At 66.3% G+C, this 23,791-nt stretch carries 31 protein-coding genes; 15 read left to right on the top strand and 16 right to left on the bottom strand.

All coding sequences use genetic code 11. The features are described from left to right. Positions 1-103: 103 nt before the first annotated feature. Together AC07PU_RS40200 and AC07PU_RS40205 are read right to left on the bottom strand one after the other, a co-directional pair. Positions 104-499, bottom strand: coding sequence for a hypothetical protein (locus AC07PU_RS40200; protein WP_495323416.1), 396 nt, complete (start codon positions 497-499; stop codon positions 104-106). A 415-nt stretch (positions 500-914) separates the two neighbouring features. Further along, the gene (locus tag AC07PU_RS40205; protein ID WP_495323417.1) at positions 915-1,151 is read right to left on the bottom strand and encodes a hypothetical protein; all 237 of its coding nucleotides are present in this window, start codon (positions 1,149-1,151) and stop codon (positions 915-917) included. A 297-nt stretch (positions 1,152-1,448) separates the two neighbouring features. Between AC07PU_RS40205 and AC07PU_RS40210 the strand changes: the two genes are divergently transcribed. The 11 genes from AC07PU_RS40210 (at position 1,449) to AC07PU_RS40260 (ending at position 7,658) form a co-directional block, all read left to right on the top strand. Then, positions 1,449-1,856 carry a hypothetical protein gene (locus AC07PU_RS40210; protein ID WP_495323418.1) on the top strand — a complete coding sequence of 136 codons (408 nt, stop codon included), beginning with the start codon at positions 1,449-1,451 and terminating at the stop codon, positions 1,854-1,856. Between the two features lie 2 nt (positions 1,857-1,858). Further along, positions 1,859-3,043 (top strand): phage/plasmid replication protein, II/X family, encoded by a 1,185-nt coding sequence (locus AC07PU_RS40215; RefSeq protein WP_495323419.1) that lies wholly within the window; start codon positions 1,859-1,861, stop codon positions 3,041-3,043. Positions 3,044-3,054: 11 nt separating this feature from the next. Beyond that, entirely contained in the window at positions 3,055-3,396 is a 342-nt protein-coding gene (locus AC07PU_RS40220; protein WP_495323420.1) for a single-stranded DNA-binding protein, read from the top strand. Further along, a complete protein-coding gene (locus AC07PU_RS40225; protein ID WP_495323421.1) occupies positions 3,396-3,551 on the top strand; it encodes a hypothetical protein in 156 nt (51 codons plus the stop codon). Before AC07PU_RS40220 ends, AC07PU_RS40225 begins: the two co-directional genes overlap by 1 nt. Beyond that, positions 3,548-3,829: a hypothetical protein gene (locus AC07PU_RS40230; protein ID WP_495323422.1), complete on the top strand. Its 282-nt coding sequence runs from the start codon at positions 3,548-3,550 to the stop codon at positions 3,827-3,829. Before AC07PU_RS40225 ends, AC07PU_RS40230 begins: the two co-directional genes overlap by 4 nt. Positions 3,830-3,925: 96 nt before the next feature. Then, positions 3,926-4,135: a hypothetical protein gene (locus AC07PU_RS40235; RefSeq protein WP_495323423.1), complete on the top strand. Its 210-nt coding sequence runs from the start codon at positions 3,926-3,928 to the stop codon at positions 4,133-4,135. After that, entirely contained in the window at positions 4,132-4,386 is a 255-nt protein-coding gene (locus AC07PU_RS40240; RefSeq protein WP_495323424.1) for a major capsid protein, read from the top strand. Before AC07PU_RS40235 ends, AC07PU_RS40240 begins: the two co-directional genes overlap by 4 nt. Before the next feature lie 588 nt (positions 4,387-4,974). Next, positions 4,975-5,979 carry a hypothetical protein gene (locus AC07PU_RS40245; RefSeq protein ID WP_495323425.1) on the top strand — a complete coding sequence of 335 codons (1,005 nt, stop codon included), beginning with the start codon at positions 4,975-4,977 and terminating at the stop codon, positions 5,977-5,979. Positions 5,980-5,981: 2 nt separating this feature from the next. Beyond that, a complete protein-coding gene (locus AC07PU_RS40250) occupies positions 5,982-6,305 on the top strand; it encodes a DUF2523 domain-containing protein (protein WP_495323426.1) in 324 nt (107 codons plus the stop codon). 3 nt (positions 6,306-6,308) lie between these two features. Then, positions 6,309-7,505 (top strand): zonular occludens toxin domain-containing protein, encoded by a 1,197-nt coding sequence (locus AC07PU_RS40255; RefSeq protein WP_495323427.1) that lies wholly within the window; start codon positions 6,309-6,311, stop codon positions 7,503-7,505. 9 nt (positions 7,506-7,514) lie between these two features. Continuing rightward, positions 7,515-7,658 (top strand): hypothetical protein, encoded by a 144-nt coding sequence (locus AC07PU_RS40260; RefSeq protein ID WP_495323428.1) that lies wholly within the window; start codon positions 7,515-7,517, stop codon positions 7,656-7,658. A gap of 161 nt (positions 7,659-7,819) precedes the next feature. Here AC07PU_RS40260 and AC07PU_RS40265 read toward each other — a convergent pair whose 3' ends face one another. The 10 genes from AC07PU_RS40265 to mltG all read right to left on the bottom strand — a co-directional run bounded on the left by AC07PU_RS40265 (position 7,820) and on the right by mltG (position 15,076). Beyond that, on the bottom strand, positions 7,820-8,866 hold the full coding sequence (locus AC07PU_RS40265) for a ParB/RepB/Spo0J family partition protein (protein ID WP_495323429.1): 1,047 nt from the start codon (positions 8,864-8,866) through the stop codon (positions 7,820-7,822). 31 nt (positions 8,867-8,897) lie between these two features. Then, the gene (locus AC07PU_RS40270; RefSeq protein ID WP_495323430.1) at positions 8,898-9,137 is read right to left on the bottom strand and encodes a hypothetical protein; all 240 of its coding nucleotides are present in this window, start codon (positions 9,135-9,137) and stop codon (positions 8,898-8,900) included. 343 nt (positions 9,138-9,480) lie between these two features. Beyond that, a complete protein-coding gene (locus AC07PU_RS40275; protein ID WP_495323431.1) occupies positions 9,481-9,717 on the bottom strand; it encodes a hypothetical protein in 237 nt (78 codons plus the stop codon). 319 nt (positions 9,718-10,036) lie between these two features. Then, on the bottom strand, positions 10,037-10,252 hold the full coding sequence (locus tag AC07PU_RS40280; RefSeq protein ID WP_398493726.1) for a hypothetical protein: 216 nt from the start codon (positions 10,250-10,252) through the stop codon (positions 10,037-10,039). Between the two features lie 160 nt (positions 10,253-10,412). Next, entirely contained in the window at positions 10,413-11,078 is a 666-nt protein-coding gene (locus tag AC07PU_RS40285; RefSeq protein ID WP_495323462.1) for an ankyrin repeat domain-containing protein, read from the bottom strand. Then, the gene (locus AC07PU_RS40290; protein ID WP_398493723.1) at positions 11,078-11,884 is read right to left on the bottom strand and encodes a TatD family hydrolase; all 807 of its coding nucleotides are present in this window, start codon (positions 11,882-11,884) and stop codon (positions 11,078-11,080) included. Before AC07PU_RS40290 ends, AC07PU_RS40285 begins: the two co-directional genes overlap by 1 nt. A 72-nt stretch (positions 11,885-11,956) precedes the next feature. Continuing rightward, complete coding sequence (locus AC07PU_RS40295) at positions 11,957-12,388, bottom strand: PilZ domain-containing protein (protein WP_495323432.1); 432 nt, start codon at positions 12,386-12,388, stop codon at positions 11,957-11,959. Beyond that, entirely contained in the window at positions 12,385-13,398 is a 1,014-nt protein-coding gene (locus AC07PU_RS40300) for a DNA polymerase III delta subunit-related protein (protein WP_495323433.1), read from the bottom strand. The genes AC07PU_RS40295 and AC07PU_RS40300 overlap by 4 nt, the downstream gene beginning before the upstream one ends. Beyond that, entirely contained in the window at positions 13,395-14,057 is a 663-nt protein-coding gene (tmk, locus tag AC07PU_RS40305; RefSeq protein ID WP_495323434.1) for a dTMP kinase, read from the bottom strand. The genes AC07PU_RS40300 and tmk overlap by 4 nt, the downstream gene beginning before the upstream one ends. Beyond that, entirely contained in the window at positions 14,054-15,076 is a 1,023-nt protein-coding gene (gene mltG / locus AC07PU_RS40310; RefSeq protein ID WP_296782618.1) for an endolytic transglycosylase MltG, read from the bottom strand. The genes tmk and mltG overlap by 4 nt, the downstream gene beginning before the upstream one ends. A gap of 158 nt (positions 15,077-15,234) precedes the next feature. On the opposite strand from mltG, the gene ygfZ reads away from it, so the two are divergent. Then, positions 15,235-16,167 (top strand): CAF17-like 4Fe-4S cluster assembly/insertion protein YgfZ, encoded by a 933-nt coding sequence (gene ygfZ / locus AC07PU_RS40315; RefSeq protein ID WP_495323435.1) that lies wholly within the window; start codon positions 15,235-15,237, stop codon positions 16,165-16,167. 57 nt (positions 16,168-16,224) lie between these two features. On the opposite strand, the gene AC07PU_RS40320 is transcribed toward ygfZ, so the two are convergent. Continuing rightward, positions 16,225-16,383 carry a hypothetical protein gene (locus tag AC07PU_RS40320; protein WP_296782622.1) on the bottom strand — a complete coding sequence of 53 codons (159 nt, stop codon included), beginning with the start codon at positions 16,381-16,383 and terminating at the stop codon, positions 16,225-16,227. Here AC07PU_RS40320 and AC07PU_RS40325 point away from each other — a divergent pair. Next, positions 16,382-17,296: a hypothetical protein gene (locus AC07PU_RS40325; RefSeq protein ID WP_495323436.1), complete on the top strand. Its 915-nt coding sequence runs from the start codon at positions 16,382-16,384 to the stop codon at positions 17,294-17,296. The genes AC07PU_RS40320 and AC07PU_RS40325 overlap by 2 nt on opposite strands. Before the next feature lie 7 nt (positions 17,297-17,303). Here AC07PU_RS40325 and AC07PU_RS40330 read toward each other — a convergent pair whose 3' ends face one another. Genes AC07PU_RS40330 through AC07PU_RS40340 form a run of 3 tightly spaced genes read right to left on the bottom strand, consistent with a single transcriptional unit; the run spans position 17,304 to position 20,048 of the window. Further along, positions 17,304-18,164 (bottom strand): YbgC/FadM family acyl-CoA thioesterase, encoded by an 861-nt coding sequence (locus AC07PU_RS40330; RefSeq protein ID WP_093341963.1) that lies wholly within the window; start codon positions 18,162-18,164, stop codon positions 17,304-17,306. A 35-nt stretch (positions 18,165-18,199) separates the two neighbouring features. After that, a complete protein-coding gene (locus AC07PU_RS40335; RefSeq protein ID WP_495323437.1) occupies positions 18,200-19,165 on the bottom strand; it encodes an alpha/beta hydrolase in 966 nt (321 codons plus the stop codon). A 1-nt stretch (position 19,166) separates the two neighbouring features. Continuing rightward, entirely contained in the window at positions 19,167-20,048 is an 882-nt protein-coding gene (locus AC07PU_RS40340; protein WP_495323438.1) for a 2-keto-4-pentenoate hydratase, read from the bottom strand. An 83-nt stretch (positions 20,049-20,131) separates the two neighbouring features. Here AC07PU_RS40340 and gbd point away from each other — a divergent pair, with 83 nt between their 5' ends. After that, positions 20,132-21,268: a 4-hydroxybutyrate dehydrogenase gene (gbd, locus tag AC07PU_RS40345; RefSeq protein WP_495323439.1), complete on the top strand. Its 1,137-nt coding sequence runs from the start codon at positions 20,132-20,134 to the stop codon at positions 21,266-21,268. Between the two features lie 166 nt (positions 21,269-21,434). After that, a complete protein-coding gene (locus AC07PU_RS40350) occupies positions 21,435-23,780 on the top strand; it encodes a type VI secretion system Vgr family protein (protein ID WP_495323440.1) in 2,346 nt (781 codons plus the stop codon). The last annotated feature ends 11 nt before the right edge of the window (positions 23,781-23,791 follow it).

Genomic DNA, 23,791 nt, shown 5'->3' on the forward strand with positions numbered 1-23,791 from the left:
GGCGAAGGACATGGAGGAGGCCTCGTGGGCGAAGTGAAGCGGCCCTGCCGCAGGGGGCGTCAGGGAAGCGATGGATGCGGCGCGGGCGCGCCGTCGGAATGGATCAGGCGAAGGACGGCGGTGCCGTGGTCGGCGGCAGCCGCAGCCAGGGGCGGGGCAGGGGAGGCGCCCCACTCCGCGCGCCGATGCGCCGCGGCGGTTCGTGGCGCGCACCGGTCAGGCCGGTCGCCACGACGATGGTCAACGGCAGCAGCGCGAGCACGATGCCCATGAAGCCATCGAAGGCCGCGGTCAGGGCATTGACCATGACCGTGCAGCAGGAGGCCTGCGCGAACATGGTGGTCTCGAGGCTTTTCGCATGGCCGGCGCGCTCGTCGGGTTCGAAGCGCACGGTCTCGCCGGCATTGCGCACCTTGAGGCCGGGCTCGTCCTCGAGGCCGTCGCTGTGGAAATGCGCCGAGATGAACGGGTGCAGCAGCACCAGCCAAAGGCCGATCACGCACCCGATGCATCGGTGCGCGTCGATCCATCGGCGGAGCCTGGCCAGCAGCATGCGGCGGATGCTAGGCGGCAAATATGAACAGAATATGAGTACTCGCCGAATTCATGCGGATTCGAGGGCCTCCCGAAAGCCCCGAACTATCGGCGCCGTCCGACACGGACGTTCATCACGAAGACTCAGCATCCCGGTGTCCCGAGCGACTCCTCCTCCCTGGCTTGGGGCACCTACCGTGACAGCTGTAGGTTCTTGAGCGCCCGGCCTTGGTGCCGGGCGCCTTTTCTTTTGCGGGGTCGACGGGCTTCGTGGGGACGGGGGCAGCGGTGGCCTCTTCAGGCCGCATTTCCGCAATCACACGTCACAACGGTCTTGCCTCGCTTGGCCGCCATTCGGCCAAACAACAAGATCATTGATTTTACATAATGCACATTGTGAAGATTCTCGCTATCCACTCAAGGACGTGAGAGCCCATTGGGGTCGTCGAAAAAATCTGGTGTGCGCTGGCGCCAACGGAACCGAGCACCGCGCCAGTCGCTAGCGAAGCTTTTCCCAGCGCCTTCATCAGCGCATCTCCCTTCGCCTTGCCCTCGTACTGCTGGACCGTCGCGCGCGCCAGGGTCTGAACTGCATCGAGGCCGGCGATGTGGGCCATCAGAGCCTGGTCCGCCGGTGTCGCTGTCCGTCGACCGTGACGCCAGTCGCTCACGTGGCCAGGCGGAACACCGAGGGTCTTCGCGAGGCGGTAATCGCTACCCGCAATGGACCGTGCTTGGTCGATTAGTTCATTCAATGAGTCAAGATGTTTCATGTATACCCACTTCTGGTATGGTCCTAGCCTATATCACTTCTGGGTAATAACCAGTCGTGCGTAATGACCAACCGAGGTAATTATGGCGCGTGAGGGACGCAACGGGAAATGCCGGGCCGGGACCTGGCTGCGAGGGCTTGTATGAGCGCCCAGGCAAAGCATTTCCTCCGTCTGTGGTTCTCGGTGCTCTATCGCCTTGAGAACCCCTCTCGCAACCCCCAGCGCGATCGCGAGATCTTCGAGGACGAGCACCGCGTGCGGCTGCTCGCCGGCGATTTGATCGGGTGGGGCGTCAGCCCGACGAACGAGCCCATGAGCGGCCAGCCGCAGGCGGCCGCGACGGGCCGTTCGGCGGTGCTCCCCTCCCCGATTTTTTGTCAGGCGGGCGTGGTAGCACCGCCTGACAGTCTCATGGATGAGAAAACGCGTTGCGAGTTGGACGCGATGGGTGAAGCGTGGGAAGTGGGTCGCGCGGAGCGCGAGGCGGACGAGTTGGCTGCGTCTGAAGAGCGCTATGCCGAGTCGCAGCTGATGAGTGGGGATCGTTGAGCGTGGCCTACGACACGATCAAGCTTCGTTCTCCCTTCATGGACCTGTCTGTGATGCGCCGCATCGAACAGCAATGCATTTTGCGTTCGGGGATGCACCTCGGTACCGGCGAGATCTTGTATGAGCTGCACGCTGGTGAGCTGCTGGGCAGTTGGGATGCCCGCATTGGCATCAAGCCGATGCACGAGGAGCATGTGGCCGATAAGAACGGACGCGTGCGACTGCAGCCATGCGAGCCCTACTTGCTTGTCGAGGCCAGCGTGCACAAGGTCATGTTGGGTCACAACGTCTATGGTGGCCCGACCAACTTCCTCGCGGCCGCGCGCGATCTGATCGCGCTGATTGAGAAGCTGCTCGACACCGAGCTGCCCCCGGCTGATAACTGGACAGTGCATCGCGTCGATGTCGCGAACGTCTTCGACCTGGCGCCAGCTGCAATCAGGCAGTTCTTCGACAGCATGCAGCTCATGAGCTTCCCGCGCCGCGGCGCGAAGGCGATGAAGTGTGCAAACAGCATCTACTTCCCGGGCAAGACCACCACCGTGAAGTTCTATCACAAGGGTCCCGAGTTCAAGGTTCACGACTACGCGCGTTTGCGTCGCTTCTTCAAGCTGCTGTTCGATCACCTGTACGGCACGGACGTGAAGAACCTGGACCGGGTCGAGCACAAGCTGCGCGCCCTTCAACGTCTCGCCGATCGACGCCTGCGCGTCGAGGTCGAGATCCACAGCGACAAGCTGCAGTACGACTTCGGGCGGAACCCCCTCGCCTCCCAGGTCACGGACGAATATCTGCAGCGCATTCACGACAGCGAGATAGAGCGAATCCTTCGGGAAGGGAAACAAGGCATGGACACCGTACGCACCGAGGAGGCCGTATGGCAGCGCCTCCAGTCGCGCTACCCCCAAAAGCTCGCCCATGTGCTGCATGCGTTCTGGCAAACGATGGCCACGCGCGGTGATGACAAGGCGAAGGAGCGGTACACGAAAGCCACCTTTTATCGCAATCGCAAGCTCCTCGAGGAGGTCGGCGTGAGCTGGCGCGGTAGCGACATCGTTCTGGTCGCCAATGACTCCCTGATCCACGACTTCACGCCCATGAGGGGCGACAGGCGGTTCTGCAATCAACCGGCTCGGAACCGCCCCGAGTACCACGTCAGCCGGGATTTGATGCGCCTTGCGGCGTAGGAGTTGAAGAGATGAACGCAGTTGTGCAACCCATGGCCTCCCCTGCCCCAATTTCGCATGCGAAAACGCAGGCGAACCCGATGGAGGTTCTGATTCGCGGCCGAATCGATGCGCGCCGCCGTCATGACGGCACCCACTACACGCGTGTTCTCACGCCGGCAGCGGACGCATACAGCCGCCCGCAGGTGGTCGAGATCCGCAGCAAGCAGTCCCTCGGCAGCGTCGGTGACGAGATCGATCAGCGCTGCAAGCTTGGCGGCTATACGCGCAAGGCGTTCCGAACGACCGACAAGGACACCGGCGAGACGACGATGGTTACGCCGGTGGACATGACGTTGGACGCGGTCGAGTGATGGATGCATTCCTCGTTGCTGTGTCGGTGTTCTGCGTGGCGCTTGAGGTTGCCATGTGGGTTGATGCCGTCGCACGTCGCGGGGAGCGCATCTACAAGGCCCGCCATCGCGATCACTCGAAGGTGCCGCCGATGCGTTGGAAGGAGCCGTCATGACATGCACTGCCATCCCCGTGGCTGACTGGGAGTACTTCACGCTCATGGTCGCTTTCATTCCGCTCTTCACGGCGTTTGCTGGTTATTTCATTGCCAGGGGGATCGGTGAAATCGCGTGTTCCATCCGCGACCGGCTGCGTGCGCGTCGTGCTGCGGTTCCATTCGCGGAGCGTGCAAGGCGCCTTGAGGAGCGCAGAGAGCGTGCTGTGGCCCTGTGGTCGCGCATAGCGCAGCGCAATCGCCGCGAGGCCTTGCGGTTCGGGCAAGGGGTCGAGTGATGTTCCGTTGGCTCTTGCGCACCTTCGGCCGTAGCTTCGTGTGGAAGCTTGGCGCACTCGCCGCCGTGGCGGTAGTCGGCATCGTCAGGGGCTTTTATGGCTGATCCACAGATCATCCAGTGCGTATCCGCGTGCACTGTGACCGTGGTGCACGAACTGACATTCCCTTTGCTCGAAATCACACACGAGCAAGGGGAGCAAATCGCGTTCGCAATCGTGAGCGTGTGGGCAGTGGCCTGGGGCATCCGGCAGGTCATTCTCACCATTCGTAAATCCGGTGCAGACAAAGAGGAAATAGAGCCATGAACAATTTCGCAATCGGTCAATTCAAGGCGAAGGCAAAGCGCTTCGTCGCGCCCGCTGTCGGCAGTGGTGCTGCGGTGCTCGGCACGCTTCTCGCGCTGCCCGCACGCGCTGCCATCGACGTGTCGGCAGTAACCGCCGGCATCGCCGAATACAGCGGCACTGACTCGCCCATCGTCAACATCGGCGGCGCGATTCTGCTGGTGGTTCTGACCATCGCTGCAATCGTCTGGGTGCGTCGTTCCATCAAGTAATCACCTCGGTGGTTGCTTCCCCGGCTTGATCACCCGGGGGCTTCTTCAAAGCGCTCATGTCGAGCGTTTCGCAGAGGGAAAGCAAATGGGGCTGTTTGTGATGATCGCGATCTTGGGGGCTGCGTGGCTGTTGTTTTCCGCCTGATCGTCGCTGTGATGCTGCTGGGCTCGTCGGCTGCCCATGCGCTCATACCTCAGGTGAGCGGCTTGCAGTATCGCGTTAGCTCCGATATGTCGTGGAGGGACACTCCTGAGGCGGCTTGCCTGGACTACTTTCCGCGAGTGAGAGATGTGATCGTTCCGACTGGTACGAACTGGGGTAGTCCCTCCTATGCGAGTAGCTCCGGTCGGTGTGTATATCCATACACCAGCAGCCTGGGGAATCCGAACACCTACACCATCCTGATCACTCAGCGTAGCGCAACGTTCTGCCCTTCGAACAGCACGTTGAGTGGGACACAGTGCGCTTGCAACTCAGGCTATCAGGAGAACGCTTCGCACAACGCGTGTGTCCCTGTTCCGACTGCCTCGGAAAAATGGAAGGCGTGGTGTCAGGCTGCTGCTGGGCAGTCGCTTGGCTTCGCCGAAATGCCCGGCCGCAACGTTCGTTCGGGCTGTCAGAACCTGACGCTTGCTGGCTCTCCGATCAGCACGCCCGGCTACATCCCTGGTGAGGTGCCGCAGGACGCTGGCTGCAAGATCACGCTCGGCAACAGTCGCTCGTTTCCTGATGCCGATGGCTCTTGGTACACCCAGGGCGATGCCTCTGTGACTGGTGGCACATGCCGGGAGAGTGACCCGGCGGCTGGTGATCCCGCAGGCACAGAGAAGCAGCCTGAGGCCAAGCCGCCGAAGTGCGTGGGCGGTTATGAGGGCACTGTCAATGGCACTACGGTCTGCGCAAAGCCCGACACGTCTAAGGGCATCGATTGGGCCGGTACGAAGACTGAGATCAATTCGGACGGTACGACCAAGACGACCGAGAGCGACACGAAGTGCAAGGACGGCATGTGCAACACGACCACGAAGGAGACGACGCGCGACAGCTCCGGCACGGTCATTGGCACGAACACGACGACGACGAAAGAGAGTGCGGGCTCTCTTTGTGCGCGTGACAAGGGCAACGGCGCATGCACAGCGACCGGTGCGGGTGGAGCCGGTGGCGGCGAAGGTGATGGCAACTCGTTCAATGGCAACTGTGTTGCAGGTTTTAAAGCGGTCAGTGAGGACGCCGTGCTCAACGCCATGGCGGAGGAACAGTACAAGCGTAACTGTCAGTTTTTCGAGAAGGCGCCCGATCCGACCGAGGACACGCAGGCCCACGATGAGATGCGCGCCAAGGGCAAGCAAGGCGTTGATCAGACTGCCGATTTGCCTGCGAGCTCAAGGCGTGAGGTCACCATCGGTCCTGGTGATTTCGACTACTCGAGTGCGATTGGTCCCCAGCAGTGCTTCACGGATCGTAGTGTGTCGATCTGGGGCAGATCTGTTGCCATTCCGCTTTCCATCGTCTGCCCGTGGTTGGCGATCCTGGGCAATATCCTCGTGGTCGTTGGCTCCCTGCTCGCGGCCCGCATCGTTATAAGGGGCTGACCATGCCGGCATTTCTTCCTTGGGTCCTTGCGGCCTTTTTCGGCGGCCTGCGCTATGTCATGGGCTCTCTCGCTGTTCAGGTACTGGTTGGCCTCGGCATCGGCCTGGTCACATACAGCGGCATGGACATCAGCCTGACATACCTCAAGCAGCAGGCCATCCAGGCACTTGGTGGTCTACCTGCGGAAATGATCGGCGCGCTGGGCTATGCCAAGGTCGGTGTCTTCATCAACATCGTCACGAGCGCGATGGTCGCTCGCATGAGCATGACGATGATCCGCACCGCTTCGGGTGCGCTCGCCGTGAAACGCTTTTTCAAGCTCTGAGCCATGCTGTACCTGCGCACTGGTGGCAACGGCTCCGGCAAGACGCTGCTTACGCTCAAGGACGTTCGTGCGCTCCAGCTGGAGACTGGTAGGCCTGTTTGCATCAACATCAGGCCTGCCACTGACGAGAAGAAGCCCAATCTTCCCTACTGCAATATCAGGCCCGAGAAGCTGGCGGAATTCGGTTGGAAGCTCGTTCGTTTCGAGGACTGGGAAGCCCAGGATGACAACACGATTTTCCTGATCGATGAGTGTCACTACGATCTGCCGGTCAGGTCGACTAAGGTCCCGCCGCCGCATATCCAGCGTCTCACCGAGCATCGTTCGCGAGGCTTCGATTTTTTCTTGCTCACGCAGCATCCGAAGAACATCGACAGCTTCGTGCGCAACCTGGTGCAGGCACCTGGTTGGCATGAGCACATCAAGCGGCTCGGTGGTGCGATGCCTGTCGCGATGTTCCACCAGTGGGATGCGGTCAACCTGCAGTGCGAGAAGTTCGGCAGCGCGAAGGATGCCAACTCGCGGACGCGCCCGTATCCGACCGAGGTGTATGCCTGGTACGAGTCGGCCACCATTCACACCGGGAGGAAGCGCATCCCCTGGCGTGTGTGGTTCATCTTGCTCGCGGTCGTGCTGATTCCCTACCTGTTCTGGAGCGGCTTTTCGAAGGTCGGTAGGGGCGAGAGTGCGAAGAAGTCCAGCGACAAAGCCGAGGCCGCGAAAGTCGTTGGCGGTGCCGCGGCGAATGGTGCTGTGGGCCAGGTCAAAACGTCGGCGGAATACATCGAGAGCTACAAGCCTCGCATCTCGTCGCTGATGCACACTGCGCCGGCCTACGACGGGTTGACGACGCCGAAACGGGTCCCGGTCCCTGCTGCGTGTGTGGAGATGCCCACGAAGGGCTGCAAGTGCTACACGCAGGACGCCACGCCCTACCCTGTCGATCTGATGATGTGCCGGCAGATCGTTGCCCATGGTGTGTTTCTGGCCTTCCAGGCGGAAGGTGAGCTGACGGGGCGCAACCAGGTGCAGCAACCGGCGAAGCCTCCCGAAGCCGTCCAGACGGCCGCCAGCGCCTCGCCAGGGCTCGTTTTGATCGGTGGGGGCATCCCTACCGCGCCGAGCCCGCCTGCGGCCCCTCCTGAGCCTTCTGCGCAGCCGCGCGTCAAGTCCGATTCGCCCTGGTCGTTTCGGCCGTAGAAAGTGACCATGGAAACGATCGATCCGGACTTTGCTTGGGGCGTCGCGATGGCCTTCGGTCTGTATCGCTTCCTCCGATGGCTGGCCAGGCCGGATGTGGTCGCCGAGATCTGGCGCGAGGTCGAGCGCATTGATCGGGAGCGTCAGCGATGAGTGTTGAGGCAGCGGCCCTCGTGGCGTGGGTGGTCGGGGTCCTGGTTCTCGTTGTGCGCACCATGCTGCTTATCAAGCGCGACATCGAGCGCGATTGAATTAGGCGGCTGCTTAAACGAAAAGCCGCCCGCGGGCGGCTTTGATTTTTTCGCATGCGAAAGTCAGTCTGCGATCGCGCGCCACTCAATGACCAGGTCGCGCAAACTGAGCTCGATGCCGTTCGCGCCGAGGATGTAGGCTGCGTCGTCCTCTTCGTCACCGTATCGAACGTTCTTGTGCTGCACCATGCGTCGCATGCTCAGTAGCTTGTCGGCGCTGCTGGTCAGGGTGCCGGCGTCCCACGACTTCCTCACGAGTGCGCACATGGCATCTTGCTGCTCGGCTGTCCATGTCGCCAGTACGGCGTCGATGTCGAAGGGTCCCCTCGCGTTTATCAGCTCGCCCAGCTTGCCCATGCCGTCGTGCGCCGTCCAGGGCGCTGGCTGCTTGGACTTGCTCGCCTTGGCCTGTTTCGCTTTGGCCTTCTTCTTCTCTGCCGCGACGCTCTCCTTGATGTCTGCCAGCAGCGCCCTCGCCTCTTCTCGCCCTGCCGTGCCTTGCTCGATGTTTTCGAGCAGCTGTTGCTGCGGCCGGCCCCACGCCAGTTTTTCGATCTGCGACACCATGAGCACCAGCTCGAGATCCTCGCTCTTTCCGCTATCTAGGAGCCTGGTTGCGCGCCAGCCGAGGCCGCGCCCTAGTGCCAGGTGCTTTGACACCCACGATATCGACTTGCCCGTGAGCGTTGCAATCGGCTTAAGCGCCTTGTGCTTCTCGTAGAGCTGTGCAATGGCCGCAGCCATTTCCGTGATGCTCAGTTCCTCCCGCTGGATGTTCTCCACAAGCTGCATCTCGGCCGCCTTGGCCTGGTCGACCTCGCCGATCAGCGCCGGCACCGCCGTCAGTCCTGCCAGGTGCGCCGCCCTCACCCGTCGTTCACCGGCAATGATGATGTAGCTCTCGATCGCGTCCGGGTCCGGTCGCAGCAGCACGGGCTGCAGGATGCCCTGCTGCTGGATGCTGGCGGCCAGCTCAGCCAGGTCCTCGTCGTTGAACTCCGTGCGTACCTGCGCCGCGGCTCGGATGTGGCCGAGCTCGACGAACTGGAGCTGAGGTGCGGGGGTGGTGGTTGCCGGCGCTGCCGGCGTCTTGCGGTTCTTCGTGGCCATGGCGGTCCTTAAGTGCGAGGTTGTGGATCGATCAGAAGAGCTTCCCGATCGCGCCGCGCAGAGCACGTGCAGCTGCACGTGCGACACGCATCGCGTCCACCAGCCAGGCCGGCCGCGAGGCCTTCGGCAGCGCTTGCACGATGCCGGCCTGCATGAGCCACGACCACCAGGCTGCGCGCTGCTGCGGCGCGGCCTCGGCCGGCGTGCTGAGGTCCAGCTCGAGCTGGCGGATCAGCGCATCGGCGTATCGGCGGTAGTTGGCTGCGATCATGGCTGTTGGTGTTTTGGGAATACCTTCAGCAGTCGCTTCCTCGCTCCCCTCGCAGGGCGAGGGGCGGGGGGGAGTGGGCTCGTCGTGCCACAAGAAAAATCCGGCCAGCGCCGGAACCCCGCATAAAAAACACCCCCGTTGCGCCCCTCACAAAGTGTGGGGTCAACGGGGGTGTTTGCGGGGTTCCAAGCTGGGCGGATTTTTCACCGCGTAGCAGCGGCAAAAGCACCAGGCGTGACACAGCGCAGCGACAAGGCGCAGCCGACTGGCGCGACTGGTGACTTGCCGATGCGGCTAGTGCCTGATGCGATAGATCTCGATGAAGCCGCTTGCGGCCCCTGCCCTAGTCGGCGCGCATGTCTGGCGCGCTGATGCGATCGCGATCACGTGTCACGGTCGGCCGTCGATCGGCGCGCTGCGCATCCCGCAGGCCATCGCGGATGGCATAGCGGATCGTTAGATACAGCAGGTAGAAAAAGATCAGCGTGCCGATGATCGTCATGGCGATCTCGGCGATGAGCATCTGTGCGGCCACGCGCTCGATGTTCTGGATAGCACGTGCTGTCTGGTCGACGGGCATGAAAAAAGGCCTCCGTGTGGAGGCCCGATTTTGCTGCTAGTCTTGCAGAGACTTACGATTTTCAAGCTGGAAAAGCTTGACATAAGCGTCGTTGTGTCTGCGGTTTTACCGTAGTGCACATTGTGCGGATTAACCGGGAAAGCAGAGAGGCGGGGTTTCGTGGGCCATGGCTCCAGTGCTGCAGGAATGTCGCTCGATGACGTTACTGCTCGGGCGCTTATGGAACCTGATCCGGGTACTGCCCGGCACGAGGCTTCGATGCCCACGACTGCGATCGCAGTCTCTGCACTCGCGGGCTCTCAGCCCCGCATGCGAAACCTCAATCCCGCGCGTCCAACCCGCCATGGATCGCCAGATCCGCTTGCCGGATCTGGCGGCGCCGACGCAGCGCCTCGCTCATGCCGTCACGCACACCGGCCTTGATGACCAGGTACAGGAGCCAGCCCACGAGCGTGCCGGCGATCAGGATCGCTGCGAGCAAAGACATCTGCCATGCCAAGGCGCCGCCGCCGAGCTGCTGGATGGTGACTTGCATGGATGTTCAGGGCGAAAAAAAGGGCTTCATCGAAGCCCTCATTCTGTCCGCGCCTGTTTCCAACAAATACAAACTTCATCAAGCTTTCACTTGATTGGCAGGAAATAAGTCACGAACTACAGCCGTCAGAAACAAAAACTACTACTTTATTAACAATTTACTACCACTTCCCATCCTTCGGAATCGGCTTCGCCGTAGACGTCGCGGCGATCAGCGCCGCGGCTTCCGATCGATTGGCGCGGTTGGCGAAATCGACCGCGGTCATGCCCAACTGGTTCTTCATCGTGACGTCCGCACCCTCGGCCAGCAGCAGCTTCACCGCGTCGGTCGAGCCATACATCGCGGCCATCATCAGCGGCGTGGTGCCGTTGGGGGATTGCGCGTCGATGAAGGCGAAGTTGTCGAGCAGCTGCTTCATGATCGCCAGGTGCCCGCCGGTGGCCGCGTAGTGCAGCGGCGTCCAGCCGGGCTTGTTGATGTCGGCATCGCGCTTGATGAGCTGGGTGACGAGGTCCTGCTGGCCCTTGATGGCCGCGAGCATCAACGGGCTCTCGTCCTTGGCGTTGCGCAGCTCGACGTTGGTCTGCGGCGACTCGAGCAGCACCTGGATCACCTTCGGCGACGGCTCGCGCAGCGCGATCAGCAGACCCGTCTGGCCGCGCTCGTCGCGCGTGTTGGGGTCGAAGCCGCGCTGCAGCAGGCTGCGGACACCGCTCGGATTGTCGGCGCGCACGGCCCGGAAGAAGTCCTCGAACGAACCCGCGTGCACGGAGAAAACTGCTGCAAAAGCAGACAGATAAACGAGTTTCTTGAAGTTTTTCTTCATCATTGTCGAACCCCCTTGAACAGTGTCTCGAAGTTGTCGCTGGTCGCCTGGGCCACAGCCTCGACCGGCAACTGCCGCAGCTCGGCGATCTGCCGCGCCACGTACGGCACGTAGGCCGGCGTGTTGGTCTTGCCCCGGTACGGCACCGGTGCCAGGTACGGGCTGTCGGTCTCGATCAGCATGCGCTCGAGCGGCACGAAAGCCGCCACGTCACGCAGATCCTGCGCCTTCTTGAAGGTCAGGATGCCCGAGAAGGATATGTAGAAGCCGAGGTCCAGCGCGGCGCGCGCCACCTCGGCGGTTTCGGTGAAGCAGTGGAACACGCCGCCGGCCGCGCCCGCGGAGCCGTCCTCGCCCTCCTCCTTGAGGATCGCGATGGTGTCGGCCGAAGCTTCGCGCGTGTGGATCACAAGCGGCTTGCCGGTCTGCCGGGCGGCGCGGATGTGCACGCGGAAGCGCTCGCGCTGCCATTCGAGGTCGGCGATGCTGCGGCCACCCTTGCGTTCCTCCATCTGGTAGTAGTCGAGGCCGGTCTCGCCGATCGCCACCACGCGCGGCCGCGCGGCCAGGCGCACGAGGTCGTCGACGCTGGGCTCGAGCGTGTCCTCGGTGTCCGGATGCACGCCCACGCTGGCCCAGAAGTTGTCGTAGCGCGCGGCCAATGCCTGCACCTCGTCGAACTCCTCGAGCCGGGTGCAGATGCACAGAGCCCGGTCGACCTGGGCGGCGGCCATGGCGGCGCGTACCGTGTCCATCTGGTCGGCGAATTCGGGAAAGGTCAGGTGGCAGTGGGAGTCGGTGAACATCGCCAGGAATCTGAGGAAACGAAGGGAGCCGAAAACTGGCGAGCGCAAGAGGCGGCCAGGCCGCCCCGGATGTCAGATCGTCTGCGTCGGCCGGTCGGAAGCCATCGAGCCGCCCAGCGCGGCTTCGATGCGGGCCTTGAGCTGGCGCGATTTCTCGTCGGACGGGAAACGGATGCCCACGCCGGGCGCGCGGCTGCCGGCCGCGCGCGCCGGCGTGATCCAGGCGACCTTGCCGGCCACCGGATAGCGCTGCGGGTCTTCGGGCAGGGTCAGCAGCACGTAGACGTCGTCGCCGAGCCGGTATTCGCGCGATGTCGGAATGAAGATACCGCCCTCGGAGAACAGCGGGATGTAGGCCGCGTAGAGCGCGCCTTTCTCCTTGATCGCGAGCTGGATGACGCTCGGCCGGTGCGGCGTGGCGCCACCCGCAGCGGCGGCGGCTGCGGCTGCGGCTGCGGCAGCGGTGGCTGCGGAATTGGCGGAAGGGGCTGCGGGTTGGTTCATGGGCGGCGAGCGGCTGAGTTGAGGGTGCTGCGCGCTTCGCTCACGAGCGCTTCCAGCATGAGTCCTGCATTGAACGGATGTTCCGCGGTCCGGGCCGACGCGGCCAGCGATTTCGACCAGCGCGCCAGCGCGAGCCGCGACGGCGCGGCCGGCAGGTCGCCGGGTTCGAAGAAACGCGGCGCGGCGCCATTGCCGACGGCCATCAGGTCGTGGCAGAGCTTCTGCAGCGCGCCGACCGCCTGCGCCGGCGCCTGGTCGGCCAGCGCGCCGACGTCGCCGCGCAGCACGGCCTTGGGCAGCAGCGCCCAGGCCTTGGGCGACTGGCCGGTGCGCGCGAGCCGCAAGGCGTCGCTCGGGCGTCCGCCGGCCGCGCGCAGCAGGGCGGCGGCATCCGCGGCGGGAACGTCCTGCGTTGCGAGCCAGGCCTCGGCCTGCTGCGTGTCGGGCCAGGGCAAGGTGAAGCCGAGGCAGCGGCTGCGGATAGTCGGCAGCAGTTGCCAGGCGGCCTCGCTCGCGAGCACGAAACGCACGTCGCCCACCGGCTCCTCGAGCGTCTTGAGCAGCGCATTGGCGGTGATGGTGTTCATGCGCTCGGCCGGATAGACCAGCACCACCTTGCCGCGGCCGCGCGCGCTGGTGCGCTGCGCGAAACCGACCGCGTCGCGCATCGCCTCGACGCGGATCTCGCGGCTGGCCTTGCGCTTCTTGTCGTCGATGTCGGCCTGGGCCTTCTCGTCGAGCGGCCAGCCCAGGTCCAGCATCGCCACCTCGGGCATCAGCACGCAGAGGTCGGCATGGGTGCGGACCTCGATGGCGTGGCAGCTCGGGCAATGGCCGCAGGCGGCGCCCTCCTCCGTCGGCTGCTCGCAAAGCCAGGCCGAGGCGAGCGCGAGCGCCAGGTCGTACTGGCCCAGGCCCGAGGGCCCTTGCAACAGCCAGGCGTGGCCGCGCTGGCGGAGCAGCTCGACCAGCGGCTGGCGCAGCCATGGCGACAGTTCGGCTACGGTCATGCGCGCCCTTCCCCGGCCAGGCCGCGCGCCACCAGCGCCGCCTCGACCTGTTGCCAGACCTGGTCGCGGCTCTGGCTCGCATCGATGCGCACGAAGCGCGGCGCATCGGCCGCCACGCGCTCGGCATAGCCTTGCGCGACCTTGCGGAAGAACTCGACCGGCTGGGCCTCGAACTTGTCGGGCACGCGCGCGCCGGCCAGGCGCTGGGCCGCGATCTCGGGTGCGAGGTCGAACCACAGCGTGATGTGCGGCTGCAGCAAGGCCACGTCGGACTGCCCACCGCGCCCGGCCTGCGCCCAGCGCTCGAGCGTGGACAGCACATCGGCGTCGAAGCCGCGGCCGCCGCCCTGGTAGGCGAAGGTGGCGTCGGTGAAGCGGTCGCACAGCACCACGTCGCCGCGTGCCAGTGCCGGCTCGATCACCTGCACGATGTGGTCGCGCCGCGCGGCGAACACCAGCAGCGATTCGGTCAGCGGGTCCATCGGCTGTTCGAGGATCAGCATGCGCAGCGTTTCGGCCAGCGGCGTGCCGCCCGGTTCGCGCGTGCGCGTGACCGTGCGGCCTTGGCCCTCGAAGAGCGCCTGCAAGGCATCGAGGTGGCTGGACTTGCCGGCCCCGTCGATGCCCTCGAGCGTGAGAAAGAGTCCGCCAGCGTTCATTGGGCCGCCTTCGTCGCAGGGGTGCCGCCGCCGCGCTGGTAGCGGTTGACGGCACGGTTGTGGTCGTCGAGCGAGCTGCTGAACTGGCTGGTGCCGTCGCCGCGCGAGACGAAATACAGCGACTTGCTCTGCGCCGGCTGCACAGCCGCCAGCAGCGCGGCCTTGCCGGGCATCGAGATCGGCGTGGGCGGCAGGCCGTTGCGCATGTAGGTGTTCCAGGGCGAGTCGGTCTGCAGGTCCTTCTTGCGCAGGTTGCCGTCGAAGGCGGTGCCCATGCCGTAGATCACGGTCGGGTCGGTCTGCAGCGGCATGCCGATGCGCAGCCGGTTGTTGAAGACGGCGGCGATCTCGGCCCGGTCGGCCGCCTTGCCGGTCTCCTTCTCGACGATGCTCGCGAGGATCAGCGCCTGCTCGGCCGATTGCAGCGGCAGGTTGCTGCCGCGCGCGGCCCAGGCGGCCTCGAGCTTCTTGTCCATGGCGCGCATGGCGCGCTGCAGCAGCGCGATGTCGGTCGAGCCTTTGGAGTAGGTGTAGGTGTCGGGGAAGAAGCGCCCTTCGGGGTGCTGGCCGGGCCGGCCCAGCTTTTCCATCAGCGCCTCATCGCTCAGGCCCACGCTGTCGGGCTTGAGCTGTTCGGCCTTGGCGAGGGCGGCGCGCACCTGGCGGATGTTCCAGCCCTCCACCAGCACCAGGCTGCGCGTGGCTTCCTCGCCGCGCACCAGGATGTTGAGCAGCAGCTTGGGCGTCACGCCGCGGTCGAGCTCGTAGCTGCCGGCGCGCATCTGCCGGTCCTGGCCCGAGATGCGGAACCACAGGTAGAGCAGCTGCGGGTCGACCGCCACGCCGGCGTCGGCCACGGCCTGGGCGATGCCGCGCGGCGTGGTGCCCGGCTCGACCGACAGATCGACGTTGGGCGCCGGCAGCTTGAGCGGCTGGTGCACCCACCAGAGTCCGCCGGCACCGGCGGCCAGCGCGGCCAGGGCAGCGAGCAGGAAGATCGTGAGGAAGAAGCGGCGCACGGATCCGATGAAAGAGCGGAGGAGGATGAGGTGGCGGAACGGGCTGGACGGGGCTTTTCGCGGCAGCGTGGCAGCCGCTCGAGGCGGTGGCCCTGCAAGAAGAAAGGCTGCCGTCGCCGCGGTCCTGACGAATCAGGCCCGACCATGATAATTCAGCGATGACCACAGTCGTTCTCAATGGCGTTGCGCCCCTCGCCCATCTGGGCGTGATCCGTGCCGAAGGCCCCGATGCCGCGGCCTTCCTGCATGGCCAGCTGACCCAGGATTTCTCCCTGCTCGGCGCCGCCGAGGCCCGCCTGGCGGCGCTGTGCACCGCCAAGGGCCGCGTGATCGCGAGCTTCATCGGCATCCGCCCGCAGCCCGAGCTGGTGCTGCTGGTCTGCAGCCGCGACATCCTGGCGGCCACGCTCAAGCGGCTGTCGATGTACGTGCTGCGCGCGAAGGCCAAGCTCAGCGACGCGACCGAGCAGTTCGCGCTGTTCGGCCTCGCCGGCACCGCGCTCGCGGCCAACGGCCTCGACGCCTCGGCCGCGCCCGGCCAGCGCCGCGCGATCGAAGGCATCGAGGGCGGCAGCGCCATCTCGCTCTACCCGGCCGACGGCGTGCCGCGCGCACTCTGGCTCGCCCCGGCCGGCAGCGCCGCGCCGCAGGGCGCCGCGCTCGACGCGGCGCTGTGGTCGTGGAGCGAGGTGCGCAGCGGCATCGTTACGCTCACCACGCCGGTGGTCGAGGCCTTCGTGCCGCAGATGATCAATTACGAATCGGTGGGCGGCGTCAATTTCAAGAAGGGCTGCTACCCCGGCCAGGAAGTGGTGGCGCGCAGCCAGTTCCGCGGCACGCTCAAGCGCCGCACCTACCTCGTGAAGGCCGACGGCGAAGTCGCGGCCGGCCAGGAAGTCTTTGCCGTCAGCGATGCCGAGCAGCCCGTGGGCACGGTCGCGCAGGCCGCGCCGGCGCCCGACGGCGGCTGGGCCGCGCTGATCTCGATGCAGATCGCGGCGCTCGAGGCCGGCGGCCTGCATGCGGCCTCGGCCAGCGGCCCGGCGCTCCAGGTGGAACCTTTGCCTTATCCGCTGCTCGAAGATATCTGAGTCTCCGAACAGCACCGGGCGCCGACCACCGGCACCGCGCTGCAGCTTGAAGCCCAATCAGTGAGGCGTTTTGGGCTTCCAACGCCCGTCGTTCGGGCGCAAGGCGCTATCTTTCAGATAGCGCCTTTTTTTGTGCGTCTTTCTTAACCCCGTTGCCGCCGGTGCGCCGTAGAAGCCTGCACCGATCACTTCCGGCAAGGAAAGAGAGACCTCCATGAACCGCAGATTCTTCTCCACCGCCCTCGCGCTGGCCGCGCTCTCGGCCTGCACCCAGACCCCGGCGCGCCCCTATCTGCCGCCCTCGCCCGTCGACCGCCTCGGCGGCCTGATGGAAGTCAGCGTGGTCGACCGCGCCACCGGCCGCGAGCTGCCGATCTACCGCGCCAACGGCGAGTACTGGGTGGCCGGGCGTCCCGGCGCGCGTTATGCGCTGCGGCTGCGCAACCGCATGGGCGAACGGCTGATGACCGTGATGTCGGTCGACGGCGTCAACGTGCTGACCGGCGAAACCGCGGGCGTGCAGCAGAACGGCTACGTGCTCACGGGCGGCGAGCGCGCCGACATCGCCGGCTGGCGCAAGAGCGATTCGCAGATCGCGGCCTTCGAGTTCACCGCCAACGGCAATTCCTATGCGAGCCGCACCGGCCGGCCCGACGAGGTGGGCGTGATCGGCGTCGCGGTGTTCCGCGAGCGCGTGGCACCGCCGCCGCCGCCGCCCGTGCCGATGCCCTTCCCGCGCCGCGACGGCTACAGCCGCGAGGAGTCGGCCCCGCGCGGCGATTTCGAGGCCCGCAACAAGTCGATGGCGCCGGCGCCGGGAACCGCGCCTTCGGCCGACAGCGCCGCCGCGGAATCCTCCGCCATGGCCCAGTCGCGCAGCCAGCCCGCGCCCAGCCTCGGCACCGGCCATGGCCGCCGCGAGACCTCGTACGTCGGCCACACCACCTTCGAGCGCCTGCGCTCCTCGCCCGACGAGGTGGTGCGCATCCGCTACGACAGCCGCGAGAACCTGGTCGCCGCGGGCGTGATCCCGGCCAATCCGGCGCCGCGCTGGCCGCGTCCCGCGGGACCGTCGCCGTTCCCCGAATCCGAGGCGGGCTACGTGCCCGATCCGCCGCCGCGTTACTGAACGACGCTCAGCGCAGCACGCGCCGCATCTCGATGTGCGGGATGTCGGCCTCGACGAAGGGCTCGCCGTGCACCGCATAGCCGAGCCGTTCGTAGAAGCGCTCGGCGCTGCGCTGCGCGTAGAGCGCGATCTCCGCATCGCCGCGCGCCCGGGCCGCGGCCTCGAGCGCCTGCACCACCGCCACGCCGTGGCCGCCGCTGCGCAGCGCGCGATGCACCGCGATGCGGCCGATCATCGAGCGGCCATCCTGTGCCGGCAGCAGCCGGCCGGTGGCGATCGCCTGGCCGAGCCGGTTGCGCACCACCACATGCGGCACCGCCGCGTCGTGCTCGTCCCACTCCATGGCCTCGGGCACCTTCTGTTCCTCGATGAAGACCGCGCGCCGCAGCGCCGCAGCGCCCTCGCCCAGCGTGGCCCAGTCGCCGGTGTCGATCGCGCGCATCGTCTCGCCGGCCTCGAAGCCCTCGAGGATCGCGCGCAGCGAGGCCGGCACCGGCTTCGAGGTCTGCGTGGCCGGGTCGGCGAACACGTAGACCAGTTCGCAGCCGACCAGGAATTCGCCCTGGCGGAACAGCCCGCCCTCGAAGGTCATCGACGAGGTGCCGATGCGCGCGCAGCGCATGCCCACGTCGATCACGTCGTCCATGCGCGCCGAGCCGCGGAAATCGATGGTCGCCTTGCGCACATAGAGATCGCCGCCCAGCGAATGCATCGCTTCCTCGTAAGGCAGCGCGAGCGCGCGCCAGTAGTCGGCGATGGCGGTGTCGAAGTACATCAGGTAGTGCGCGTTGAAGACGATCTTCTGCATGTCGACTTCGGCCCAGCGCACGCGCAGGCGGTGGAAGAAACGGAAATCACTGCGTTGCATTCTTGTTGTCTCCAGGGGAAATGAAATGGTGGTCGTCAGGGCCGCAGCGCGTCGCGCAGCGCCTTCGCCGCATCGTCCTGCGCCTGCAGCGCCTCGGGCACCGCGCGGCCCATCTTGAGGAACTCGTGGATCACGCCGCGGTAGATCTCGAGGTCGACCGGCACGCCCGCGGCACGCAGCTTGTCGGCATAGGCGATGCCCTCGTCGACCACCGGGTCGCACTCGGCCAGCGCGATCCAGGCCGGTGCCACGCCGTCGACGTCGTCCGCGATCAGCGGCGCGAAGCGCCAGTCGTCGCGGTCGGCCGGGCTGCGCACGTACTGGCCGAAGAAGTAGTCGATCAGCGCCTTGGTCAGCAGCGGGCCCTGGGCGTAGCGGCGGTGCGACTCGGTGTCCTGGTGGCCGGTGGTGCCGGGGTAGATCAGCATCTGCAACGACAGCGGCAGGCCCGCGTCGCGCGCGAGGATCGCGCAGACCGCGGCCAGCGTGCCGCCCGCGCTGTCGCCGCCGACCGCGAGCCGCGCGGGATCGAGGCCCAGGCTCGCACCCTCGCGCGCGACGAAGGCGAAGGCATCCCACGCATCGTCGGAAGCGGTCGGGAACTTGTGCGCGGGCGCGAGCCGGTAGTCGACCGACACCACGGCGCAGCCACTCTTCTTGCTCAGCACGCGGCACAGCGTGTCGTGGGTGCGGATGTTGCCGACCGTGAAGCCGCCGCCATGGAAGTACATGAGCACCGGCAGCACCTCGGCCGAGGGCGCGTAGAGCCGCGCGGGAATCGCATGGCCATCGCGCGCGGCGATCTCGAAGTCCTCGATGCGCGCGAGCTCGGGCTTGGGCACCTCGAGCACGCCCGCGCCGCGTTCGTACGAGGCCTTGGCCTCGTCGGGCGTGAGCTGGTCGAGCGAGGGATGGCCGGCGCGCGCCATGCGCTCGATCACGCTGGCCATCTTGGCGGTCAGCGGATGGGGAAGTCGTTGTGCGGTGGGATTCGTCGTCATGTCACTTGAAGGAAACGACCACGGGCTGGGCGCGCGCCAGGCCTTCGTAGGTCACGAGCACCGTCTGCCCCGCCTTGGGCGGCAGCAGCGGCGAGAAGGAACCGAGGCTGATGAGGTCGCCGGGCTTCATGGCGATGCCTTCCCTGGCGAGGGCGCCGGCCAGCCACACCACGGCATTGAGCGGATGCTCGAGGATGTCCGAGCCCTTGCCGCGCGCCAGTTCGTTGCCGGCGCCGTCCTTCATCACCACCGTCATGTCGCGCAGGCTCTGCAGCAGCACGGCCTGGCCTGCGCTGTCGGCGGGCACCTCGATCGCCACGCCCCTGACGCCCAGGCGCGCCGCCACGTTGATGGCCGCGAGGCCCGGGCCGCCGAGCTTGGGCGGGGTCTGCACCGCGAGGTCGGGCAGCTCGATGAAGGGGATCACCTGGTCGATCGCGGCGAGCACCTCGGCCGGGGTCTTCGCGGCGTTGATGTCGGCGCTCTTCACGCGCACCAGCATGTCGGCCTCGAACAGCGGACGCGCGCCGAAGGCGGCATCGACCACCGCGCCGGTGTCGAGCACCATGTCGCGGTAGAGCACGCCCCACACCGGCTGGTCGTAATTGAAGCGCTTCTGCACCGCGGGATTGGTGAGCCCGGCCTTGTAGCCGACCACCGGGCCGTGCTTGCGCGCATGCAGCGCATTGAGCTTCGCGCGCGTGCAGGAGGCATCGGTCTCGCCCATGTTCTCGATGTCGGCCGCGGGCCGGTGGGCCTCGAGCGCGGCCGCGAAATCGGCGACCTGTTCGTCGCTGAGGCAGGCCGCCAGCGCCGGGGCGGCGGACAGCACGGCGATCGCTGTGCCGAGCGCGACAGCGGCAAGGGTTTTCTTCGTGTGCAAGGTGCCTCCCTCCTGATAGTTTCGGTAGATTCGATGGTCCGCCATCGTACTGCCCGCAAGCTCCGGAACCCCTCCCCCCACCCATGGCCCTCATCCAATACCTGACCCAGATCCAGTTCGAATTCGGCGCGGTGAAGCTGCTGTCGAGCGAGTGCGCGCGCATCGGCATCAACCGCCCGCTGATCGTGACCGACGCCGGCGTGCGCGCGGCCGGCATCCTGCAGAAGGCGATCGATGCCATCGCCGACCTCGAGGTGTCGATCTTCGACCAGACCCCGTCCAACCCGACCGAGGCCGCCGTGCGCGCGGCCGTCGAGCTCTACCGCAGCGGCCGCTGCGACGGCCTGATCGCCGTGGGCGGCGGCTCGGCCATCGACTGCGCCAAGGGCGTGGCGATCGCGGCCACGCACGAAGGCCCGCTCAAGACCTACGCCACCATCGAGGGCGGCTCGCCGAAGATCACCGACCGCGCGGTGCCGCTGATCGCGGTGCCCACCACCAGCGGCACCGGCAGCGAGGTCGCGCGCGGCGCGATCGTGATCGTCGACGACCACCGCAAGCTCGGCTTCCACAGCTGGTTCCTGATGCCCAGGGCCGCGATCTGCGACCCCGAGCTCACGCTCGGCCTGCCGCCGCGCCTGACCGCCGCCACCGGCATGGACGCGATCGCGCACTGCATGGAGACCTTCATGTCGGCCGCCTTCAACCCGCCGGCCGACGGCATCGGCCTCGACGGCCTCGAGCGCGCCTGGGGCCACATCGAGCGCGCCACCAAGGACGGCAGCGACCGCGAGGCGCGCCTTAACCTCATGAGCGCCTCGATGCAGGGCGCGATGGCGTTCCAGAAGGGCCTGGGCTGCGTGCACTCGCTGAGCCACAGCCTCGGCGGCGTCGATCCGCGCCTGCACCACGGCACGCTCAACGCGTTGTTCCTGCCCGCCGTGATCCACTTCAACGCCGGTGCCGAGTCGGTGCAGAAGGAGCAGCGGCTGCAGCGCATGGCGCAGGCCATGCACCTCGATTCGGCCGGCGACCTCGGCGATGCGATCCGCGACATGAACGCGCGCCTGGGCCTGCCCAAGGGCCTGGCCGAAGTGGGCGTGACACCCGCGCTGTTCGAGCAGATCATCGACGGCGCAATGGCCGACCACTGCCACAAGACCAACCCGCGGCTGGCCACGCGCGACGACTACCGCGCGATGCTCGAAGCCTCGATGTGAGGCCCGGCCGGGGCGCCGACCCCGGCCTTATAAACAGTTCGTCTTAAGCGCGCGGTCTTAGCGCGCCGCATGCGCCATCGCGTCATGTCGATGACATGAGGGCTTCCTAGACTGGCCTCGACGACCCGCACCCGCCGGGTCCTTCGAGAACAGGGAACACCTTCGAATGACGCGAACCATCCGGGTCCACACCGCACTGAGCGCCGAGCAGTTGAAGTTTCGCGCGATGCGGGGACAGGAAGGCCTCTCCCGACTCTTCGAGTTCGAGGTCGACATGGTCAGCACCAGCTTCAACCTCGACCTGAAGACGCTGCTGGGCACCTCGCTGAGCATCGAGGTCTCGGACGACGCCGGCCCGCGCTTCCTCAACGGCACCGTGGTGCGCTTCGAACTGCTGGGCCGCGCCAACGAGACCGGCCGCCACTACGTCTACCGCGCGCTGGTGCAGCCCTGGCTCTGGTACCTCACGCGCACCACCGACAGCCGCATCTTCCAGAACCGGAGCGTGCCCGAGGTGCTCGACGAGGTGCTCGGCAAGTACGGCTTCGAGTACGAGAAGCGCCTGACCGGCAGCTACCGCAGCTGGGAGAACTGCGTGCAGTACCAGGAGAGCGACTTCGCCTTCGCGAGCCGGCTCATGGAGCACGAAGGCATCTCCTACCACTTCGAGCATTCGAACGGCTCGCACCTGCTGGTGCTGGCCGACGATGCCGGCGCCTACCGGCCGCTGCCCGGCTACGCCAGCATTCCGTACCGGCCGCGCGACCGCGTGGTCGACGCGCTCGAGCCCTGCATCGATCGCTGGCGCGTGGCCGAGCAGATCACGTCGGGCCGCGTGATGCTCGACGACTTCGATTTCCGCAAGTCGCGTGCCTCGCTGCAGAGCGTGCAGCAGGACCCAAAGGGCCACGACCATGCCTCGTACGAGGTCTACGAATGGCTGGGCGGCTACAGCGAGCACCAGCAGGGCGACACCTATGCGCGCATCCGGCTGCAGGAGCTGCAGTGCGCGCACGAGCTGGCCGCGGGCCACACCAACGTGGCGGGCATGGCGCCCGGCTACCTGTTCTCGCTCACGCATTGCCCGCGCGAGGCCGACAACCGCGAGTACCTGGTCACAGAGACCCGCTACGACCTGCAGGAGCCCGAGTACTCGAGCGGCGGCAGCGCCGAATCGGTGTGCGAGTTCGACTTCAGCGTGCTGCCCTCCTCCGTGGTCTACCGGCCCGCGCGCAAGACGCCGCGCCCGCGCACCAACGGCCCGCAGACCGCCACCGTGGTCGGCCCGCAGGAGATCTGGACCGACCGCTTCGGCCGCGTGAAGCTGCAGTTCCGCTGGGACCGCTACGGCCAGGCCGACGAGAACAGCTCCTGCTGGGTGCGCGTGTCGAGCAGCTGGGCCGGCGCGAACTTCGGCACCATGCACATGCCGCGCGTGGGCCAGGAGGTCATCGTCGACTTCATCGGTGGCGAGCCCGACCGGCCGATCATCACGGGCCGCGTCTACAACAGCGACCAGATGCCGCCGTGGGAACTGCCGGCCAACGCCACGGCCAGCGGCATCCTCACGCGCTCGAGCGAAGGCGGCGCGGCCAACCAGGCGAACATGCTGCGCTTCGAAGACCGCACCGGCGCCGAGCAGATCCTGCTGCATGCCGAGCGCAACCTCGACGTGGAGGTCGAGGCCGACGAGACCCACACCACCGGCGGCACCCGCACCACGCTGATCAAGGGCCACGAGTCGGCCACCTACCAGGACGGCGAAACGCGCGACATCACCGCGGGCGCGCAGGAGACCATCACCGGCGGCGACACCCGCGACGTGACCGGCGGCTTTAGCGAGACCATCAGCGGCGGCGTCAACCAGCGCATCACCGGCGGCAAGAACCGCAACCTGGCCGGTGGCCTCAACGACACCATCACGGGCGGCGTGAACCTCGCGATCACCGGCGGCTTCCACGGCACCATCGATGGCCAGGAGATCCGCTTCGTGAGCGGCGGGCGCAACGACACCATCAACACCGTCAACAACGTGACGGTCAACGGTCCCTCGACCACCATCGTGACCGGCCCGACGGTGCACACCTCGCCCGACGTGACCTTCAACACCACCAACCACATCCACAACACGACGCAGCACGTCATCAACACCAACGTCTACAACACGACCTCGACCACCTACAACAACACGACCAACAACTACACCAACAACTCCACCGTCTACAACAACAACTACGCATCGAGCGGCGACTGGCGGCTCGCGCGCGTGGGCGGCGTGGGCTTCCGGCTGAGCCTGGTGGGGATGTCGCTGGACGTGTGGGGCGCGCGGCTGCAGTACTACGCGGCGCTCAATGCGCAGCTCGCGACGGTCAAGATCGACGTGGCCATCTTCTCGCTGAAGAACGCGCCGCTGAAGATCAGCACCACGGGCCTGAAGATCGCCCAGAAGGGCATGCTGATCGCGACCGGCGGCCTGGCGGCGAAGTTCAAGGTGCTGACCCTGGTGGTCTGACGAAGCGAACG

The sequence above is a fragment of the Variovorax sp. GW821-FHT10D07 genome, from assembly GCF_059415325.1.

Bases quoted from the DNA above. Each gene is read 5' to 3' on its own strand.
- AC07PU_RS40205 (WP_495323417.1), bottom strand. From the start codon at position 1,151: ATGGCCCACATCGCCGGCCTCGATGCAGTTCAGACCCTGGCGCGCGCG.
- AC07PU_RS40210 (WP_495323418.1), top strand. From the start codon at position 1,449: ATGAGCGCCCAGGCAAAGCATTTCCTCCGTCTGTGGTTCTCGGTGCTC.
- AC07PU_RS40220 (WP_495323420.1), top strand. From the start codon at position 3,055: ATGAACGCAGTTGTGCAACCCATGGCCTCCCCTGCCCCAATTTCGCAT.
- AC07PU_RS40225 (WP_495323421.1), top strand. From the start codon at position 3,396: ATGGATGCATTCCTCGTTGCTGTGTCGGTGTTCTGCGTGGCGCTTGAG.
- AC07PU_RS40230 (WP_495323422.1), top strand. From the start codon at position 3,548: ATGACATGCACTGCCATCCCCGTGGCTGACTGGGAGTACTTCACGCTC.
- AC07PU_RS40235 (WP_495323423.1), top strand. From the start codon at position 3,926: ATGGCTGATCCACAGATCATCCAGTGCGTATCCGCGTGCACTGTGACC.
- AC07PU_RS40240 (WP_495323424.1), top strand. From the start codon at position 4,132: ATGAACAATTTCGCAATCGGTCAATTCAAGGCGAAGGCAAAGCGCTTC.
- AC07PU_RS40245 (WP_495323425.1), top strand. From the start codon at position 4,975: ATGCCCGGCCGCAACGTTCGTTCGGGCTGTCAGAACCTGACGCTTGCT.
- AC07PU_RS40250 (WP_495323426.1), top strand. From the start codon at position 5,982: ATGCCGGCATTTCTTCCTTGGGTCCTTGCGGCCTTTTTCGGCGGCCTG.
- AC07PU_RS40255 (WP_495323427.1), top strand. From the start codon at position 6,309: ATGCTGTACCTGCGCACTGGTGGCAACGGCTCCGGCAAGACGCTGCTT.
- AC07PU_RS40260 (WP_495323428.1), top strand. From the start codon at position 7,515: ATGGAAACGATCGATCCGGACTTTGCTTGGGGCGTCGCGATGGCCTTC.
- AC07PU_RS40265 (WP_495323429.1), bottom strand. From the start codon at position 8,866: ATGGCCACGAAGAACCGCAAGACGCCGGCAGCGCCGGCAACCACCACC.
- AC07PU_RS40270 (WP_495323430.1), bottom strand. From the start codon at position 9,137: ATGATCGCAGCCAACTACCGCCGATACGCCGATGCGCTGATCCGCCAG.
- AC07PU_RS40275 (WP_495323431.1), bottom strand. From the start codon at position 9,717: ATGCCCGTCGACCAGACAGCACGTGCTATCCAGAACATCGAGCGCGTG.
- AC07PU_RS40280 (WP_398493726.1), bottom strand. From the start codon at position 10,252: ATGCAAGTCACCATCCAGCAGCTCGGCGGCGGCGCCTTGGCATGGCAG.
- AC07PU_RS40285 (WP_495323462.1), bottom strand. From the start codon at position 11,078: ATGAAGAAAAACTTCAAGAAACTCGTTTATCTGTCTGCTTTTGCAGCA.
- AC07PU_RS40290 (WP_398493723.1), bottom strand. From the start codon at position 11,884: ATGTTCACCGACTCCCACTGCCACCTGACCTTTCCCGAATTCGCCGAC.
- AC07PU_RS40295 (WP_495323432.1), bottom strand. From the start codon at position 12,388: ATGAACCAACCCGCAGCCCCTTCCGCCAATTCCGCAGCCACCGCTGCC.
- AC07PU_RS40300 (WP_495323433.1), bottom strand. From the start codon at position 13,398: ATGACCGTAGCCGAACTGTCGCCATGGCTGCGCCAGCCGCTGGTCGAG.
- tmk (WP_495323434.1), bottom strand. From the start codon at position 14,057: ATGAACGCTGGCGGACTCTTTCTCACGCTCGAGGGCATCGACGGGGCC.
- ygfZ (WP_495323435.1), top strand. From the start codon at position 15,235: ATGACCACAGTCGTTCTCAATGGCGTTGCGCCCCTCGCCCATCTGGGC.
- AC07PU_RS40325 (WP_495323436.1), top strand. From the start codon at position 16,382: ATGAACCGCAGATTCTTCTCCACCGCCCTCGCGCTGGCCGCGCTCTCG.
- AC07PU_RS40320 (WP_296782622.1), bottom strand. From the start codon at position 16,383: ATGGAGGTCTCTCTTTCCTTGCCGGAAGTGATCGGTGCAGGCTTCTAC.
- AC07PU_RS40330 (WP_093341963.1), bottom strand. From the start codon at position 18,164: ATGCAACGCAGTGATTTCCGTTTCTTCCACCGCCTGCGCGTGCGCTGG.
- AC07PU_RS40335 (WP_495323437.1), bottom strand. From the start codon at position 19,165: ATGACGACGAATCCCACCGCACAACGACTTCCCCATCCGCTGACCGCC.
- gbd (WP_495323439.1), top strand. From the start codon at position 20,132: ATGGCCCTCATCCAATACCTGACCCAGATCCAGTTCGAATTCGGCGCG.
- AC07PU_RS40350 (WP_495323440.1), top strand. From the start codon at position 21,435: ATGACGCGAACCATCCGGGTCCACACCGCACTGAGCGCCGAGCAGTTG.